This is a genomic window from Mammaliicoccus sciuri (assembly GCF_025561425.1).
Classification (GTDB): domain Bacteria; phylum Bacillota; class Bacilli; order Staphylococcales; family Staphylococcaceae; genus Mammaliicoccus; species Mammaliicoccus sciuri_A.
Genome location: NZ_CP094824.1, coordinates 858659 through 876070, shown reverse-complemented (window position 1 = coordinate 876070; position 17412 = coordinate 858659). Strand labels below are relative to the sequence as shown.

Genomic DNA, 17412 nt, shown 5'->3' with positions numbered 1-17412 from the left:
GGAACAGAGTTTATTTGTGATTTATTCACTCAATACTTACATATTATATATGTTGAAGTATTAAAATGCAACCTTAAATTTATATAATCGGTTTACCAGTCTTGGCACTATCGACCATAGATTTTCTTAAGACTTCAAAGAATTCTTCGTTTGAATCCGTGCGTTTTAACTTTCTAATAAATCTTTCAGAGAAATCATTTGAATCAGTAAATAAATTACGTAGTTGCCAAATCATTTCAAGTTCTTCTTTATCTAATAACAATTCTTCTTTTCGTGTTGAACTTCTTCTAATATCAATTGCAGGGAATACTCTCTTCTCAGACAACTTACGATCTAAATGAAGTTCCATGTTACCTGTACCTTTAAATTCTTCATAAATCATATCGTCCATACGAGAACCTGTTTCAACTAATGCAGTCGCTAATATTGTTAAACTACCACCCGCTTCAATATTTCTAGCAGCTCCGAAGAAATGTTTAGGTCTATGAAGTGATGCTGGATCTAAACCACCTGATAATGTTCTACCACTTGGTGGTACGACTAAGTTATATGCTCTAGCTAATCTTGTTAATGAATCCATTAAAATAATGACATCTTCACCGATTTCAACAAGACGTTTAGCTCTTTCAAGTAATAATTCAGCCACTTTAACATGATGTTCTGGCGGCTCATCGAATGTTGAGTTAACGACTTCAGCTTGTTCAACAGAACGTTCAATATCCGTTACTTCTTCTGGACGTTCCCCAATTAATAATACAAATAATTTCGCTTTTGGTTGGTTAATTGCGATAGCATTTGCAATTTCTTTAAGTAATGATGTCTTACCAGCTTTAGGTGGCGCTACAATCATTCCACGTTGTCCTAAACCTATTGGCGTAATTAAATCCATGATTCTAGTTGAATAATTTTTACTTGTAGTTTCTAATTGGATACGTTGTTGTGGGTATAGAGGAGTTAACGCTTGAAAGTGTGGTCTTTTTTTAACTTCTTCTGCATTTTGATCATTTACAAAGTCAACTTGTAACAATCCGTAATACTTTTCATTTTCTTTAGGTTTTCTAACTTTACCAGTTACTTTGTCACCTTTTTTAATTTCAAAGCGTCTAATTTGGCTAGCAGATATATAAATATCTTTTTCACCTTTAGAATAGTTAACTGTACGTAAAAAGCCATAACCATCAGGTTGAATATCATCTAAGATACCTTCCATATAATAGTTGCCGTCTTTTTCCATTTGAGCTTCCATAATTGCTAAGACAAGTTCTTTTTTATTTAATTTACTATAATTTGTTATTCTTAGTTCTTTTGCCTTTGATGTTAATTCTTTAGTTGTATAGTTCTTGTATAATTCGTGAAACGATTCATACTGAGGACTTGTTCTAACTCTTTCAGCCATATTTATGACACCCATTTCTTAAATATCTCATTCATTTTTATCAGATTTATAATCTGCCTTTAAACTATAGCATTTTTTTATGAAGATGACAAAATAAGTTATATATAAATTATGTTAAAATATTTCACTTTTTTATTCAATTATAACTATCATATAAAAAGACTGAAACAACGAAATGTTTCAGTCTTAAAAATATATTGTCTTTTGTAATTTTACTATTCTTTAAAATAACCTGGAATTGCTTTAATTTCTAAGAATTCTTCAATTCCGTAGTCGCCCCATTCTCTACCAATACCTGATTGTTTATAACCACCGAATGGTAAATTAGGTTTTCTACCTGCGTCATTAATTTCCGCAGTACCTGCTTCTAACGCTTTAGCAACTTCTCTTACACGTTCTAAATCTTTACCATAAACATATGCTGCTAAACCATAAATTGTATCATTTGCAATTTCAATTGCTTCATCTAAATCTTTATAAGTAATAATTGTACCTACAGGACCAAAGATTTCTTCTTGAGCAATTGTCATATCATTAGTTACATCAGTAAATAATGTTGGTTTAACGAAGTAACCTTTTTCAAGACCGTCTGGTTTACCAACACCACCATGTAATAATATTGCACCTTCATCGATACCTTTTTGAATATAGCTTTGAACTGTATCAAATTGTTTTTTAGATACAACTGGACCTGCATCTTGGCCAGCTTCTCTAGGATTACCAACTTTAACATTTTCAATTGCTTTTTTAGCTGCTGCGATAAATTCATCTTTAATACTTTCTGGTACTAATGTACGTGTACCTGCTGTACAAACTTGACCAGTATTTTGTACGAACTTAGCAACTGCACCTTTAGCTGCTTCTTCGATATTAACGTCATCTAACACTACTAAAGGTGATTTACCACCTAGCTCTAATGATACTTTTTTGAAGTCTTTAGCTGAGTTTTCCATGATTTTTCTACCAGTTGGACCTGAACCTGTAAATGACATCATACGTACATCAGGATGTGAACTTAATGGATCACCAACACTTTGACCATCACCATTTACTAAGTTGAACACACCTTTAGGCACGCCAGCTTTTTCAAATATTTCAGCTAAAATAATCGCTGCAAATGGTGTTTCTTCAGATGGTTTTAAGACTACAGGTGAACCTGCAGCAAATGCACCAGCTAATTTTAATGAAGTTTGGTTAGTTGGGAAGTTCCATGGTGTTACTAATCCAGAAACACCGATAGCTTCTTTAATAACTAAATCATCACCACGACGTTCTTCAAATTGAATTGAATCGATCGCTTTACTTGCTTCTCTAAAATGATTTAATCCCATTTGATAATGAACAGATTCTGATTTTTCAATTGGTGAGCCAAGCTCATCAGTCATAACATCTATTAAGTCTTCTTTTCTATTTTCATATTCATCTGCAATTCGTTCTAATAAAGCTTTTCTTTCTTCTAAAGAAGTATTTCTAAATTTCACGTACACTTTTTTAGCGGCAGCTACAGCGTCATCAACATCTTGTTTGTTACCTGCAGCAATTTTACCCATAACTTCTTCTGTAGCAGGGTTAATAACATCTAATGTTTGTCCACTATGACTTTCAACCCATTCGCCATTTATATATTGCTTGATATCTTGTCTCATGAATTATCTACTCCTTTATATTTGTTACATTGGTTATTATAGTATGGATGATAGTCATAATTAAAATAATCTGTTTGAGAATTGAATATTTTAAATTTTAAACAAATAAAATACCCGCCAACGAAATGATTTTCATCACATTGACGGGTACTTTATAATATTCAATTCATTTAGGAATGATTCTCTTGCAATTCCACATTTTTTTGTGCCCACTCTTCTAATGGTACAAGCGCTTGTGCTAATTCGTATCCTTTAGTTGTTAAATGATATTCAACTGATAGAGGCGTTGTTGTAACAACTTTCTTTTCAACTAATCCCCAATCACTTAATTCAGTTAATTTAAGAGATAATGCTCTTGGTGTAATACGTCTTAAGTCTCTTTTCATATCAGAAAAGTGAGCCGAACGTTCATCACAACGTGATAAATAATTAAGTATTAAACCATTCCAACTGCGTCCTATTACTTTAAAAGTTTCTTCCAAATAAGGACATACTTCCATGTTACTCACCTCTTTAACTTCTATATTGCCATTATACTACACTTTATATACAAAGTGTATAATTTATACTTATTATACGGTTTCAGTCCAAATATCAGCACCTAGTGCTTTTAATTTTTCAACAATTCCACTGTATCCTCTATGAATATGCTTCACATTATAAACCGTTGTAACGCCTTCAGACATTAATCCAGCAATTAATAAAGATGCACCTGCTCTTAAATCACTTGCTGCTACACTTGCACCTGTCAATTGAGATGGATAATAAATAGCTGTGCCATTTTCTAAATTCACATTAGCACCCATTCTGATCAGTTCATCTACGTGTTTAAATCTTGCAGGATAAATCGTTTCTGTTATTTTACTTTGACCATTTGCTTTTAATAATAAAGGTGTAAATGGTTGTTGTAAATCTGTTGCAAAGCCAGGATAAACTGCAGTTTGTATATCAACAGGTTTATATTCATCTTTACCTTTAATAACAACTGAATCTTCACCTAAATCGATTTCAGTGCCCATCTCTCTTAATTTAGCGATTAATGGTTCTAAATGTAAAGGAATGATATTTTCGATGTACACTTCTTCACCCATTGCTGCTGCTGCACACATGTATGTACCTGCTTCTATTCTATCAGGAATAATTGTATGTTTTGTACCGTGCAAGGATTCTACACCTTCAATTTTCAATGTATCTGTACCTGCACCTCTAATTTTAGCACCCATATTATTTAATAATGTCGCAACATCAACAATTTCCGGTTCTTTCGCTGCGTTTTCTATTACTGTTTTACCTTTTGCTAATGAAGCTGCCAATATTATATTGATTGTTGCACCAACACTCACAACATCCATAAATATTTTAGCGCCAACTAATTCTTCAGCAATTAAATACATTGCACCTTGTTCATTTGTTACTTTTGCACCAAGTGCTTCAAAACCTTTAATATGTTGGTCAATTGGTCTAGGGCCTAAAGGACAGCCACCAGGTAAACCAATCACACATTTTTTAAAACGTCCGAGCATAGCACCCATCATATAATAAGATGCTCTTAAAGATTGTACTTTATTGTTAGGTAAAGGTAGATTCACTGCATCGCTTGAATCAACGACAAGCTGATCACCATTTAATTCTGTTTTAATATTTAAATCACCAAGTAGGCTCATTAAAGTTTTGACATCTGAAATATCTGGCAGTCCATCTAATGTCACAACATCATTCGCCATTAAACTTGCTGGAATAAGTGCAACTGCACTATTTTTAGCACCGTTTATTTGCACTTTACCATTTAATTTTTTGCCACCATTTATTTTTATAACTTCTTGAGACATATGTTTACTCCTTTACTTCATCGTCTTAGAGAATGCATACTCTCTCAACATGAATAGATAATTATTTCCATTATATACTATTCAATAAGATAAACGCAAAAACATAAAAAGTAAATAGAAATGACATAATTTACTACGAAAGAAGTATCAAATTTTAAATTTTTGACATTAAAATAAATTGAGTAAACGTTTTGAATAAATATTCAATTTATCTTAAAAAACAGAAAAAACTACTACAAGCACGATGATTGTAGTAGTTTGAATTTAATTAAAATTAAGCTTGGTTAGAAGTACCAAATTCTTGGATTTTACCTTTAACTGTTGCTTTAATTGCTTCACGAGCAGGTCCTAAGTATTTACGTGGATCATAAACTTCGCTGTCGTTGTTTAACACTTCACGAACTGCTTTAGCAGATGCGATTTGGTTTTCAGTGTTAACGTTGATTTTAGCTGTACCGAAAGTGATAGCTTTTTTGATATCGTGAGTTGGGATACCAGTACCACCGTGTAATACTAATGGTAAACCAGTTGAAGCACCGATTTCTTCCATTTCTTTGAAACCTAAGTTTGGTTCACCTTTGTAAGGTCCGTGTACTGAACCTAATGCAGGTGCTAAAGTATCAATACCAGTTCTTTCAACTAATTCTTGACATTCTTTAGGGTCAGCATAGATAACGCCTTCTGCAACTACGTCATCTTCTTGTCCACCAACAGTTCCTAATTCAGCTTCAACAGAAACACCGTTAGCATGAGCATATTCAACTACTTTAGAAGTAATTTCGATGTTTTCTTCGAATGGGTGATGAGATGCATCAATCATTACTGAAGTGAATCCAGCATCGATAGCTTCTTTACATTTTTCGAAACTTGAACCGTGGTCAAGGTGAATAGCAACTGGAATTGTAATGTTGTAATCTTCAATTAAACCTTCAACGATTTTAACGACAGTTTTGAAACCACCGATATAACGTCCAGCTCCTTCAGATACACCAAGGATAACAGGCGCATTTTCTTCTTGTGAAGCTTGAAGAATAGCTTGTGTAAATTCTAAGTTATTGATGTTGTATTGACCAACAGCATAACCGTTTTCTTTTGCTTTAATTAACATTTCTTTCATTGAAACTAAAGGCATTGAGTTTCCTCCTAATGTGCAAGGCACGAATTATTTACAAGATTATTATATCAAACTTTGTGAATATATGCACCTTTTGAAAGCCCTATCCTAAATGTTTTCTTACAATTTTCATAACTTCTTCAATTGTAAACGGCTTCATTAGAACACCTGTAATACTTCCTTTTTTCAAAACTTCCAACTCGGTAGATGATTGAAATGCTGAAATGATATAAACTGGAATATTTTTGTCAGATTTTCTAATTTCAGCAAATACTTCTTCACCAGAAATTCCAGGCATTCTTTTATCTATAAAAATCAATTTATAAGTATTTTTATGAAATAATTCAATGCCCTCCGCTCCATTTTTAGCAGTATCTACATTAAATTGATTTAATTCCATAATTTCTTTTAATAATTGTCTAATATTCTTTTCATCATCTATAATAAGTACATCCATTGAAGATACCCCTCTTTTTCTATAAAATAAATTTAATGACGTTAATAAGGAGAATACAAATTGCTTAAAATTTTTAATACACAATTAAATGGCATATTTAGTAAAATAGATGCCCAAATCGAAGAAATTGAAATTGCATCACAACTGCTTATGCAAGCAGCAAACGGTGAAGGCAATATATGCATCAAAACTTTCGATGAAATTAATCATTTACAAACATTTATGACTGACAGTAACGAAAGCTTACCACATGCAGAAACACTCAATACTTTAGAAGAAATCGAAAAGATCGATTCTACTGACCGCGTATTATTAGCCGGTACCTCTTTTACTGATGAACTCAACGAATGGATTACAAAATTAAACGACCACGATATAGATTTTGTCGTAATAGCCAACAAAGATAAAGACAATAAAACACATGAAACACTCATGCATTATATTGACTTATCAACACCAAGAGCAATCGTTCCAACCGCTGATTACAGTAAAATTATTACCCCACATCTAATGGCTTTAAATTATATATATTATATCATGTTTGCTGAAATGCACGAGATTACACAAGATTTGAATGAAGAAATCTAGTAATAGTAGATAACAGGTCTGTGACAACGGGAGTAGTTTGCTAGTAGTTTGATAACGGAGCTTTTAGTTACAATTCCGCCGACTTTTGTAATTAACACACCCGTTATAAACAAGTTTGCCCAAAAGTGTACACAACGCAGCACTTAATAATCCCCACTCACATATTCATACAAAAAAGCGCCCTCTATCTTAAATACTTGAGAAAGTATTAGGATAAAGGGCGCTTTATATATATTATTTATTTTGAATACTTGCTTCTACAAATCCTCTGAATAATTTTTGCGGACGTGTTGGTCTAGATAAGAATTCTGGATGGAATTGACATGCTACAAACCATGGGTGATTTTCTAATTCTACGATTTCTACTAATCTACCATCTGGGCTTGTGCCTGAGAATTTCATGCCTTTTTCTTCTAATCTTTCGCGATATTCGTTATTAAATTCATAACGGTGACGGTGTCTTTCGTCTACTTCTAATTCACCATAGACTTTATGTGCAATTGTACCTTCTTCAATTTTACATGGGTAAACACCTAATCTTAATGTTCCGCCTAAGTCTTCGATGTCTTTTTGTTCTGGTAACAAATCGATAATTGGGTATGGTGTATTTGGATCTAATTCAGCTGAATGTGCATCGTTTAATCCAACTACGTTTCTAGCGAATTCAACTGTTGCTAATTGCATACCTAAACAAATACCTAAGTATGGTACGTTATTTTCACGTGCATATTGAATGGCTAATATCTTACCTTCTATGCCTCTATCGCCGAATCCGCCAGGTACTAATATACCATCTACATCTGCAAGTTCTTTTTGATAGTTTTTTTCGTTTAATTTTTCAGAGTCAATCCATTTAATTTCAACATCTGATTTAAAATCATAACCAGCATGTTTTAAAGCTTCTGCAACTGATAAGTATGCATCTTGTAAACTAACATATTTACCTACTAAACCAATTTTCACTGAACCTTCTAAATTACGTACAGTGTCTAATAATTGGTTCCACTCTGTTAATTCCGCTTCTGGAGCAGCTTCTAAATCTAATCTTTCAATCACGATATCATCCATATGTTGTTCTTTTAATGCTAATGGAATTTGATATAACGTATCAGCATCTCTACATTCAATGACTGCACGTTTGTTAATGTCACAGAATAATGCAATTTTATCTCTTAAATCTTGAGTCATTTCATATTCAGTACGTACCACAATTAAATCTGGTTGAATACCTAAACCTCTTAATTCTTTAACACTATGTTGTGTTGGTTTAGTCTTCATTTCACCAGCAGCTTTAATGTATGGAAGTAACGTACAATGGATGTACATAACGTTTTCACGACCAAAATCACTCTTGATTTGTCTAATTGCTTCTATAAATGGTAAAGATTCAATATCACCTGTTGTACCACCAATTTCGGTAATAACAACATCAGCATTTGTACTTTCGCCAGCCATTAATAATCTTGATTTAATTTCATTTGTAATATGTGGGATAACTTGGACAGTACCACCTAAGAAATCTCCACGTCTTTCTTTTTTAAGTACGTGAGAATAAACTTTACCTGCCGTTACATTTGAATATTTATTAAGGTTAATATCAATAAATCTTTCATAATGTCCTAAGTCTAAGTCTGTTTCTGCACCATCTTCAGTTACAAAAACTTCACCGTGTTGATATGGACTCATTGTACCTGGATCAACATTTAAGTATGGGTCGAACTTTTGAATTGTTACATTTAATCCTCTATTTTTAAGTAATCTCCCTAGTGATGCTGCTGTAATACCTTTACCAAGAGACGATACTACGCCACCTGTTACGAAAATGAACTTTGTCATGTTTGTACCTCCATTTATTTTTTAAAAAATAAAAAACGCTCCCACTTACATTATTTAAAATGTAAGGAGGGAGCGCTATATTTATACGATTGTCCTATTTAAAGGAGCCCAAATAAAATATTACCATCTTTTAAAGAAAAGTCAATTAAAATTCGTCTTCTTCGTCTTCTTCATCTACAACAAGACCCGCTTCATCTAATTCATCTTCTACATCTTCATCTTCAGGGTCTTCAGGATCATTTAAACCTTCTTCATCGTCTTGATCAATTGTAATATCAAGATCTTTAGATTTATCTTCTTCCCCTAATAATGAGATTTCTGAATCAGCTTCATCGTCTTCGTCTAGAACGTTGAATTTTTGAATTGTTGGTGCGATTTTTTCTTCGATATCGTCAACTGAATACCAGTCACGAAGTCCCCAAATATTCTCACCCACACTTAAGAAGCGTCCATCAGTATTTAAGTCCGTATAGAATTGTAAAATACGGTTCTCAATTTCTGAATCATTATAATTACCTAAGCTTTTGAATTCGTCTATCATATCATATAAGTTTGTTTCTTTACCGTTCTCTGTTAATAAAATATAAGCCATTTCGATAAATGAATGCTCATCTACCATTTCTTTTGTGAAATCTTTTAATTTCATGCTTTACTCTTCCTTTCAACAATCGAACTATTGTCGCACATTAATATTTATAATCATAACAGTTTACGATTATAATTGACAAGATGATTTTTAGCAAATGTTAGTTAATACTTAATATATTTCATGAGTTTAATATAGTCCTCAGATTTTTGTATTTCTACAAATCGTGCTTTCTCACATAAAGGTTTCAATTTATTGTTTGAACCGAATAAAGTGATGTGTATTTCTTTCTTATCTTCAAACCTTCTTCTCACAAAAGTACTTAACTGTCTTAAAGCACTCTCTGCAATACCTTCTTTTCTTTCGTCTTCTTCGACTTCTATACTACGAATATCAAAATAGTGACCTTTATCTTCTAATACGATGATACCTACTTTTTGATTATCTTTCATTAAATGTATATCGACAAATTCATTATCTAAATCATCTTCATTTAATACAAGTTTCAATGAAGATACATATTTTGAATCTAAATCTAAATAATACAATCGTTCTTTACCTATTGGTCCTTCTTCTTTTGTTGCTGTATGCATAAAGCCAGCTCTTTCATATAAATTCCATGCTGCCTCATTTTCAGCATCTACTACTAAATATAAATGATCAAAATCAGGGAACACATGTTGAACGTACTCAGGTAAATTCATCATTATAGTTGTGCCATACCCATTTCCTTGATACTTTTCATTAATTGCTAATGAACGTATATATACAACTTTATGTGGTGTGTCGTAACCTTCGTGTTGATAATACTTATGCAATACAAAAAAACCAACTATGTCGTCTTGATCGTTTACGACAACATTAGGTCTTCTATCAGGATCTTCGATAGCACCATCCAACACTTCTTTAGGTAATGAAGAATAAATTTGTTGTCGTTCATTTAATTCAAAATCATATAGTGCCGTTCTCATATGTTCTTCAAATGGTTTAATGACGATTTCACCGAATGATTTAGCTTTCATGATTGATATCCCCCCGTTTGTTTATATATATCATAACGAATTTTACATTCATTGCGCAATTAAGAACCTTAGAAAACGTAATTAATTATAGTACACATGTTAGTTTGATTTGGATGAGGGTAATAGAAATAAGACTGCATAATTTAAAGGGGGATATTAATGAAACAGTCAAAAGACAATACAGACAAGCATAATAATAAGACAACATTAGTATTTTGGGTATCTATGTCTATTATATTATTAGTAACTTTAACTGCTGGAATTTTTCCAAATGGTTTTGGTAAATACGCTAATATATTATATACATTTATATCTAACAGTACAGGATGGTTATTCTTAATCATCGTATTCGTATTAGATATCTTTTTAATCGGATTGGCTATAACGAGATTTGGTCGATTTAAACTCGGTAGAGACGACGAAGAACCAGAATTCTCATTTATATCATGGGTCGGCATGTTATTCTCTGCTGGTCTCGGTGTCGGGATTGTATTCTGGGGCGTAGCTGAACCAATGACACATTACTTAAAATCACCATTTCCAAATGAAGTAGATGGCGCTACATTAGAATCAGCTCGACTTGCTATGGGATATACATTTTTCCATTGGGGTATTTCACAATGGTCTATCTTTGCAATGGCAGGGCTTATAGTAGCTTACTTCCAATTTAGAAAAAGAAGAGATGGTTTAATATCTACAGCAATGGAACCCGTATTCGGTGAAACTTATAAGAAACCATACAGAAATGTTATCGATATCTTGGCGATAGTCGCAACTGTCATGGGTATTGCAACTTCAATTGGTCTAGGGATAATGCAAATTGGTGGCGGACTTCATCATGTTTTTGATATTCCTAATAATAATTGGACTAAAATTATCATCACCGTCATGATGACTTTACTATTTCTTGGTTCATCAGCATCAGGTCTTAATAAAGGTGTTAAATGGCTAAGTAATGCTAACATATTTATTTGTTTTGCTTTACTTATATTTATACTTATTTTAGGACCGACACAATTTATATTTGAAACATTTACTGTTGCTATAGGTGACTATATTACAAACTTTGTACAATATAGTTTTAGATTAAATCCTTATGAAGGTGACAATTCTTGGGTTCAACAATGGACTGTGTTCTATTGGGCATGGGTCATTGCATGGTCTCCATTTATCGGAGGATTTGTAGCCAGAGTATCAAGAGGCAGAACGATTAGAGAATTTGTAATTGGCGTGTTAATTATTCCACCACTTATTTCATTTAGTTGGATTGCCACTTTTGGTGGAACGGCCATGTATTTAGTTATTAATAAAGGTGCTTCTATTGCGGAAGATGTTAAAGGAGATTATACAGTTGCACTATTCTCTCTATTATCAAACTTCCCATTTTACGAAGCAACTAGTATTCTAGCAATAATATTAATCTTCTTGTTCCTTGTTACAAGTTCGGATTCAACTACTTTTATCTTATCAAGCATGTCTGATAAAGGCTCAATCGTACCGCCATTCAAGTATAAATTAGTTTGGGGAACATTAATTGGTGCCATTTCAGTTGCCATGACATTAGCAGGTGGTTTAGAAAGTTTACAAACCGCTTCTGTCGTAGCCGGACTGCCATTCGCATTTATACTATTCTTAATGATGTTCTCTATTATGAAAGCATTACGTAGAGAACCATCTAAACATTTCAAAATGACTTATATAGATGATGACACAGATTTCTCTAAGTCATTAGAAGAACGTGAAGAAGAAGAAAAATAATTAAAATAGGCATCATTCATTGTTTCAATCAATGAATGGTGCCTTCTTTGATTGTCTTAATTACATAAATTAAAACGCATGTATCGAAAAATATATCCAATAGACGATTATCCATACGATTAACCATAGTAATATTTTGATATATTGATTAACGTTTTTAAACACAATATGACTGAGTACATATGCTAGATAACTCGTTAATATAAACCTCAAGAGTCTTGCAAAGAAACTTACGAATATAAATACAAGAAATGATATACCTGCGTGATAGCTCATCATTGCATAAAGTTTATATGGAACACCAAACAATGGTGCTTCTATTAATCCGAGCACACCTTTATCTTCTAATGAATGTATCACGTGTTCTATCATATAAGGATGAATACCCGGAATCTTAATCATGATCATTTCAACAAAGTTCAAATGTTGAATTGAAATAATGTAAACGATGATGCCACCTAGAACTGCACCTATAATTGCAATCAAATTTGCACACAATAATTTAAATTTACTTTTTTGCTTGATTGCATAATAAGTTAGAGTCACATCAGGGATAATAAAGAATACAATTGCTTCAAGAAAAGCCCATATAAATATGATTACCATTCTTTAAAATCACCTTCATTTCTAAGCTCATTCATTCGCTCATTAAGCTCATCCATAAATGCTTTTCTATTTTCATTAAATAAAAATGGACGTCCTACAAAAATATCAACAAAGAATGGTACAAATAGTTTTGAGCCTTTCGGTAATGATTTGCCTAACCCATGTAGAAACAAAGTTTGTATCGGAATGTCTGGACGTTCTCTCATTAAATAATAAATCCCGGATTTATATTTTGATAACTTTTCAGGTTCGCCTCTACTTCCCTCTGGATACAAGATAATAATACTGCCTTCATCTAAAGCATCCACAATTGGTTCAAATAATCCTTTAATATCTCGCGTCATTTTTCGCTCTATTGGTATGATTCTCATAACATTCATAGAAAACCATTTTAATAGTTTGTTTTTCAGAAAATAATCGCCTGCAGCTACAGGTCGTGCTTTCTTAAATCCTTCTCCTTGAAACAATGAAAGTAGTACAAGTGTATCTAAATGTGAATTATGGTTGGCAATAATCACTATAGGACCTTTTTTAGGTAACCATTCTCGTCTACGTATATTTAATCCTAAAACAATTATAATAATTGGCTTAATGATACATGTAAATATAATGAGTCTTAACATATCGGTTCACCCCTTAAAAGTAAAAGAACCTTACAAAGTGGAAGAAGAGTGGCGCTGTGTAAGTTAAAGAATCTACTCTATCCAAAATACCGCCATGACCTGGTATTGTTTGAGAAGTATCTTTAATATTTAAATCTCTTTTTAAAGCTGAAATATTCACACCTCCCACAAATCCCATAATACTAATATATAAACCTGCTACAATCATGCCTAATAACGTGAATGGCGTTAATAATGGTGCTAAACATAAAGATAGAATTGTCGTTGAAATAATCCCCCCAACAAAACCTTCCCATGTCTTGTTTGGACTTACTTTAGGTACAATTTTATGTTTACCAAATGCTTTACCAAACAGAAATTGAAAGACATCATTTGCTTGCGTTAATATAACTAAAAATAAAACAAGGCTCGCACCGGGTACTGAACTTTTTTCGCCAGGTAAGACAATTAAGTATGCTAAATGACTTAAACTAAACACCATTAACATCATGCCCCATTGTACAGATCCCATTGATTGTAAAAACCCTTTTGTTTCACCTATCAATATTGCTTGTATCGGTATAAATAAGAACATATATACCGGAATAAAAATAATAAACATGCCATAAAATCCAAAATAGATAAATGTAAATTGAATTGGTATAGATAAGTACGCCCAGAATAATACAGCTCTATGACTACGATTTGTAGGGATTAAAGAAAAATACTCTTTCAAAGCTAAAAAACAAAGTAAGCCAAGAAAAATCAATGACACAGTAGAGTGAATAACTAAAGGAATTGTAAAGATAATACACATACTCCACCATGATTTAATTCTCAATCTAATTTCAGTGAAGTCTTTTTCAGGATATCGTTTCGTTAAATAAATACTAATCAAACTGGATAATACGAGTACGATAAATACCCCAATCATAACAATCAGCATTTCTGAAGATATCTTCCCTAAGTTCATGATTTAACCTCCTTTAATCCATTTGTTATTCGATTATAAATATTGATTAACATGAGTATTGAACAAATATAGAACACAAAATGTAAATAAGGTATGATATTTAAATGAACAAAAATCAAGAAACTGATAAAACCTACAATAAATGCTCGGTCACTTTTACCCATCGGACCGTCATATCTTCTTGAACTACCGATCACTTGAACAGTTCCACCAGCCATTTCACTTATGATTGATAAACTGATAAACAACATAATACCTATTCCATAATCTTCAGCAATAAACACGAATGGTATAAATAAAAATAAATCACTTATAACATCCCCTAATTCATTCAACAATAACCCTAAGTGAGATTTCATTTGATATTTTTTGCCATTACACCATCAATTGCATTTAAAGCCATTCTTACAAACATCACGATTGGTATTAAAATATAAATCCATTTGTTTTCATGAAATATACTTAAAATAATCCCAGTTACGATTGATAGCAGTAATGCTAATATTGTAACTTGATTTGGTGTCATTCCGATTTTTCTCATCCAGTCAACGATAGGCATTAATAGTTGCTGAAATTTCGGTTTTATTTCGTATATGCTAATCAAAATATAACCTCCTTCATTTATACTTGGTATCATCTTATCATGTAATTATACAATTTTTATAATATATTTCTAAAAACCATTAATTTATCATATACAATTTTTTATAGTATAATAACGATAATTATATACTTTTCTAGATGAGGTGTTCGTGTGAAAATTGGTATTGATGCCGGTGGTACTTTAATTAAAGTCGTGACCGAATTAAATAATGAAAGAACGTATCAAAAATGGTTAGCAACTGACATTGATCAAGTTGCAGATTGGTTAAATCAATTAGATGATGTTGAAGTATCAATTACAGGTGGTAAAGCACAATACTTAGACTCATGCATTAAACATCAAGCGAAACGTAGTATTGAATTTGATGCGACTTATAAAGGGATTCAAATATTTTTAAAAGAAAACAATATAGACCTTGAAACATATATATTCTCGAATGTCGGTACTGGTACTTCTATTCATTACGCAACTACTGATCATCAAGAACGTGCAGGCGGTACTGGAGCTGGTGGTGGTATGATACAAGGTTTAAGTTATTTACTGACTCAAATTAGCGATTATGACGAACTTGTTCAAACAGCTTTAAATGGAGATCGAGATAAAATAGATTTAAAAGTTAAACATATTTATAAAGGTGATGACACCCCTATTTCTGGTGAATTAACTGCTGCTAACTTTGGACATGTATTACAGCATATGAACGATGCATTTCCAAATGCTGATCGCTTAGCAGCTGTAATGGGTATCGTGGGAGAAACAGTCACAACCGTATCCATCCATGCCGCAAGACAATACAATACGGAAAATGTTGTGTTTATTGGATCTTCATTTGTTAAAAATGAACTACTCAAAAATATTGTCGTTGATTACACGATTTTAAGAGGTCTAAAACCATACTTCATTGAAAATGGTGAATTTTCAGGGGCGCTCGGTTCAATATATTGTTAAACATTAAGGAGTATTTATATGAAAATTATAGAACCTAAACTACGCAATAAATTTGAATACGAAGAAACAAAAGATGTAACACTCTATCAGTCTTCGTATGACTTGTACTTTGATAAAGCATTGATTAAGTTAGATGAAGAAACGAGTCAAATCGATACAATGTATTTCAATCAATGTACATTTGAATCTGTTGATTTCACTAAAATTCACGGATTAGATATTATATTTAAAGGATGCGACCTTTCAAACTGTATATTCAGCGAAGCCTCCCTTAATAGAGTGCACTTCAAAGATTGTCGCATGATTGGTCCTAACTTTACGGACGTTAAACTCAAGCATGTACAATTTTCTAATTGTCAGTTAAAAATGAGTCAATTTCAAAATTGTAACTTAGATCACGTTTTATTTAACGATAATCAAATGTCAGAAACTTACCTTTCATTCTGTACTCAAAAATCTGTCGCAATTGAAAGATGTGCATTAGAATCACTTGAAGTTGTTGAAACATCATTAAAAGACATTGATTTATCGTCCAATACAATTGAACAACTTGTTGTACAACCTAATGACTTAAAAGGTGCAACAGTTTCTGAATACCAAGCATATGATATACTTCCGTTATTCGGGGTTAACGTAACATCAAACTAGAAGGTGACATTATGAATCAAATGATCGACATTTTAAAACGCTTTGGATTAAGTGAATATGGCTCTAAAGCTTATATCGCCCTTGTTCAAAATCCAGGCATAACAGCTTATAAACTTAGTGAAATATCAAGCGTTCCACGTTCAAAAATTTATGAAGCACTCAATAAACTTGATGAACAAGGACTCGCTTATTTCAATTTACAAGACCAAAAGAAATACTACTATGCCCTATCACCAAAACAAACCATACAACTATTTGAAAAAAAGCAAAACGACGAACTCCTTCAACTTGAACAAGAAATTAATAAATTAAATATCGTAAAAGACAATGCGCCTATTCAAATAGAAGTCTTAACAAATGAATCAACAATCCTAGATGCTGTAACATCTGCCATTAAAAAAGCAAAAAGACAAATCACCGTTTCAATATGGCCAGACTTATATGACATCTTAACAAACCATGTCTCAGAAGATATCCATATTCAAGGAATTACATTCCAAGTCGACCAACCCGGCTATGATCTCATTAATCATCGTTATACAAACTACGTCAAAAGTTCATTAACACTTAAACCTTTCGTCGTAATCGTAGACGATGAACACATGATTTACGGACAAACAGCAGAATCAAATATGCGCGCTTATATCAGTTATGATCACACACAAATAAAAATGATGAAAGACTACATTTGGCATGACGTCCTAGTCAATAAATATATTAGTAAATTTGAAGAAGATATAGAAGACGAAATAACCTTTAAGAGAAAAACCTTTTTCTCTTAAGGGTTATTATTTGGGAT

At 32.4% G+C, this 17412-nt stretch carries 19 protein-coding genes; 5 read left to right on the top strand and 14 right to left on the bottom strand.

Translation table 11 applies throughout. The features are described from left to right. Positions 1-79 precede the first annotated feature (79 nt). The 6 genes from rho to MUA60_RS04385 all read right to left on the bottom strand — a co-directional run bounded on the left by rho (position 80) and on the right by MUA60_RS04385 (position 6442). The gene (rho, locus tag MUA60_RS04410; RefSeq protein WP_025904466.1) at positions 80-1396 is read right to left on the bottom strand and encodes a transcription termination factor Rho; all 1317 of its coding nucleotides are present in this window, start codon (positions 1394-1396) and stop codon (positions 80-82) included. Between the two features lie 215 nt (positions 1397-1611). Continuing rightward, positions 1612-3042, bottom strand: a complete 1431-nt coding sequence (locus tag MUA60_RS04405) for an aldehyde dehydrogenase family protein (protein ID WP_262649936.1) — start codon at positions 3040-3042, stop codon at positions 1612-1614. 170 nt (positions 3043-3212) lie between these two features. After that, the gene (locus tag MUA60_RS04400) at positions 3213-3542 is read right to left on the bottom strand and encodes a winged helix-turn-helix transcriptional regulator (RefSeq protein WP_025904464.1); all 330 of its coding nucleotides are present in this window, start codon (positions 3540-3542) and stop codon (positions 3213-3215) included. A 72-nt stretch (positions 3543-3614) separates the two neighbouring features. Next, the gene (locus tag MUA60_RS04395; protein WP_262649934.1) at positions 3615-4871 is read right to left on the bottom strand and encodes a UDP-N-acetylglucosamine 1-carboxyvinyltransferase; all 1257 of its coding nucleotides are present in this window, start codon (positions 4869-4871) and stop codon (positions 3615-3617) included. A gap of 274 nt (positions 4872-5145) precedes the next feature. Beyond that, positions 5146-6003: a class IIb fructose-bisphosphate aldolase FdaB gene (gene fdaB, locus MUA60_RS04390; protein WP_025904462.1), complete on the bottom strand. Its 858-nt coding sequence runs from the start codon at positions 6001-6003 to the stop codon at positions 5146-5148. An 85-nt stretch (positions 6004-6088) separates the two neighbouring features. Then, positions 6089-6442, bottom strand: a complete 354-nt coding sequence (locus MUA60_RS04385) for a response regulator (RefSeq protein ID WP_262649933.1) — start codon at positions 6440-6442, stop codon at positions 6089-6091. A gap of 60 nt (positions 6443-6502) precedes the next feature. Here MUA60_RS04385 and MUA60_RS04380 point away from each other — a divergent pair, with 60 nt between their 5' ends. After that, entirely contained in the window at positions 6503-7030 is a 528-nt protein-coding gene (locus MUA60_RS04380) for a DUF2529 family protein (protein WP_262649932.1), read from the top strand. Between the two features lie 234 nt (positions 7031-7264). On the opposite strand, the gene MUA60_RS04375 is transcribed toward MUA60_RS04380, so the two are convergent. From MUA60_RS04375 to MUA60_RS04365, 3 genes are all read right to left on the bottom strand, one after another. Further along, entirely contained in the window at positions 7265-8866 is a 1602-nt protein-coding gene (locus MUA60_RS04375) for a CTP synthase (RefSeq protein WP_262649931.1), read from the bottom strand. Between the two features lie 145 nt (positions 8867-9011). Then, complete coding sequence (rpoE, locus tag MUA60_RS04370; RefSeq protein ID WP_262649930.1) at positions 9012-9512, bottom strand: DNA-directed RNA polymerase subunit delta; 501 nt, start codon at positions 9510-9512, stop codon at positions 9012-9014. Positions 9513-9616: 104 nt separating this feature from the next. Then, positions 9617-10477: a GNAT family N-acetyltransferase gene (locus tag MUA60_RS04365; RefSeq protein ID WP_394812740.1), complete on the bottom strand. Its 861-nt coding sequence runs from the start codon at positions 10475-10477 to the stop codon at positions 9617-9619. A gap of 156 nt (positions 10478-10633) precedes the next feature. Here MUA60_RS04365 and MUA60_RS04360 point away from each other — a divergent pair, with 156 nt between their 5' ends. After that, on the top strand, positions 10634-12232 hold the full coding sequence (locus MUA60_RS04360; protein WP_262649927.1) for a BCCT family transporter: 1599 nt from the start codon (positions 10634-10636) through the stop codon (positions 12230-12232). A 69-nt stretch (positions 12233-12301) separates the two neighbouring features. On the opposite strand, the gene MUA60_RS04355 is transcribed toward MUA60_RS04360, so the two are convergent. The 5 genes from MUA60_RS04355 to MUA60_RS04335 are packed head-to-tail and all read right to left on the bottom strand — an operon-like array spanning position 12302 to position 15017. Continuing rightward, on the bottom strand, positions 12302-12838 hold the full coding sequence (locus tag MUA60_RS04355; RefSeq protein WP_262649925.1) for a YqaA family protein: 537 nt from the start codon (positions 12836-12838) through the stop codon (positions 12302-12304). Further along, the gene (locus tag MUA60_RS04350; protein ID WP_262649924.1) at positions 12832-13461 is read right to left on the bottom strand and encodes a lysophospholipid acyltransferase family protein; all 630 of its coding nucleotides are present in this window, start codon (positions 13459-13461) and stop codon (positions 12832-12834) included. The genes MUA60_RS04355 and MUA60_RS04350 overlap by 7 nt, the downstream gene beginning before the upstream one ends. A 13-nt stretch (positions 13462-13474) precedes the next feature. After that, positions 13475-14413, bottom strand: a complete 939-nt coding sequence (locus MUA60_RS04345) for a phosphatidate cytidylyltransferase (protein ID WP_262649923.1) — start codon at positions 14411-14413, stop codon at positions 13475-13477. Continuing rightward, complete coding sequence (locus tag MUA60_RS04340) at positions 14410-14748, bottom strand: hypothetical protein (RefSeq protein ID WP_262649922.1); 339 nt, start codon at positions 14746-14748, stop codon at positions 14410-14412. The genes MUA60_RS04345 and MUA60_RS04340 overlap by 4 nt, the downstream gene beginning before the upstream one ends. 20 nt (positions 14749-14768) lie before the next feature. Then, a complete protein-coding gene (locus MUA60_RS04335) occupies positions 14769-15017 on the bottom strand; it encodes a CDP-alcohol phosphatidyltransferase family protein (RefSeq protein ID WP_262649921.1) in 249 nt (82 codons plus the stop codon). A gap of 150 nt (positions 15018-15167) precedes the next feature. On the opposite strand from MUA60_RS04335, the gene coaW reads away from it, so the two are divergent. The 3 genes from coaW to MUA60_RS04320 are packed head-to-tail and all read left to right on the top strand — an operon-like array spanning position 15168 to position 17395. Beyond that, complete coding sequence (gene coaW, locus MUA60_RS04330; protein ID WP_262649920.1) at positions 15168-15965, top strand: type II pantothenate kinase; 798 nt, start codon at positions 15168-15170, stop codon at positions 15963-15965. An 18-nt stretch (positions 15966-15983) separates the two neighbouring features. Then, complete coding sequence (locus tag MUA60_RS04325; protein WP_262649918.1) at positions 15984-16613, top strand: pentapeptide repeat-containing protein; 630 nt, start codon at positions 15984-15986, stop codon at positions 16611-16613. 11 nt (positions 16614-16624) lie between these two features. After that, positions 16625-17395 carry a TrmB family transcriptional regulator gene (locus MUA60_RS04320; RefSeq protein WP_262649917.1) on the top strand — a complete coding sequence of 257 codons (771 nt, stop codon included), beginning with the start codon at positions 16625-16627 and terminating at the stop codon, positions 17393-17395. The last annotated feature ends 17 nt before the right edge of the window (positions 17396-17412 follow it).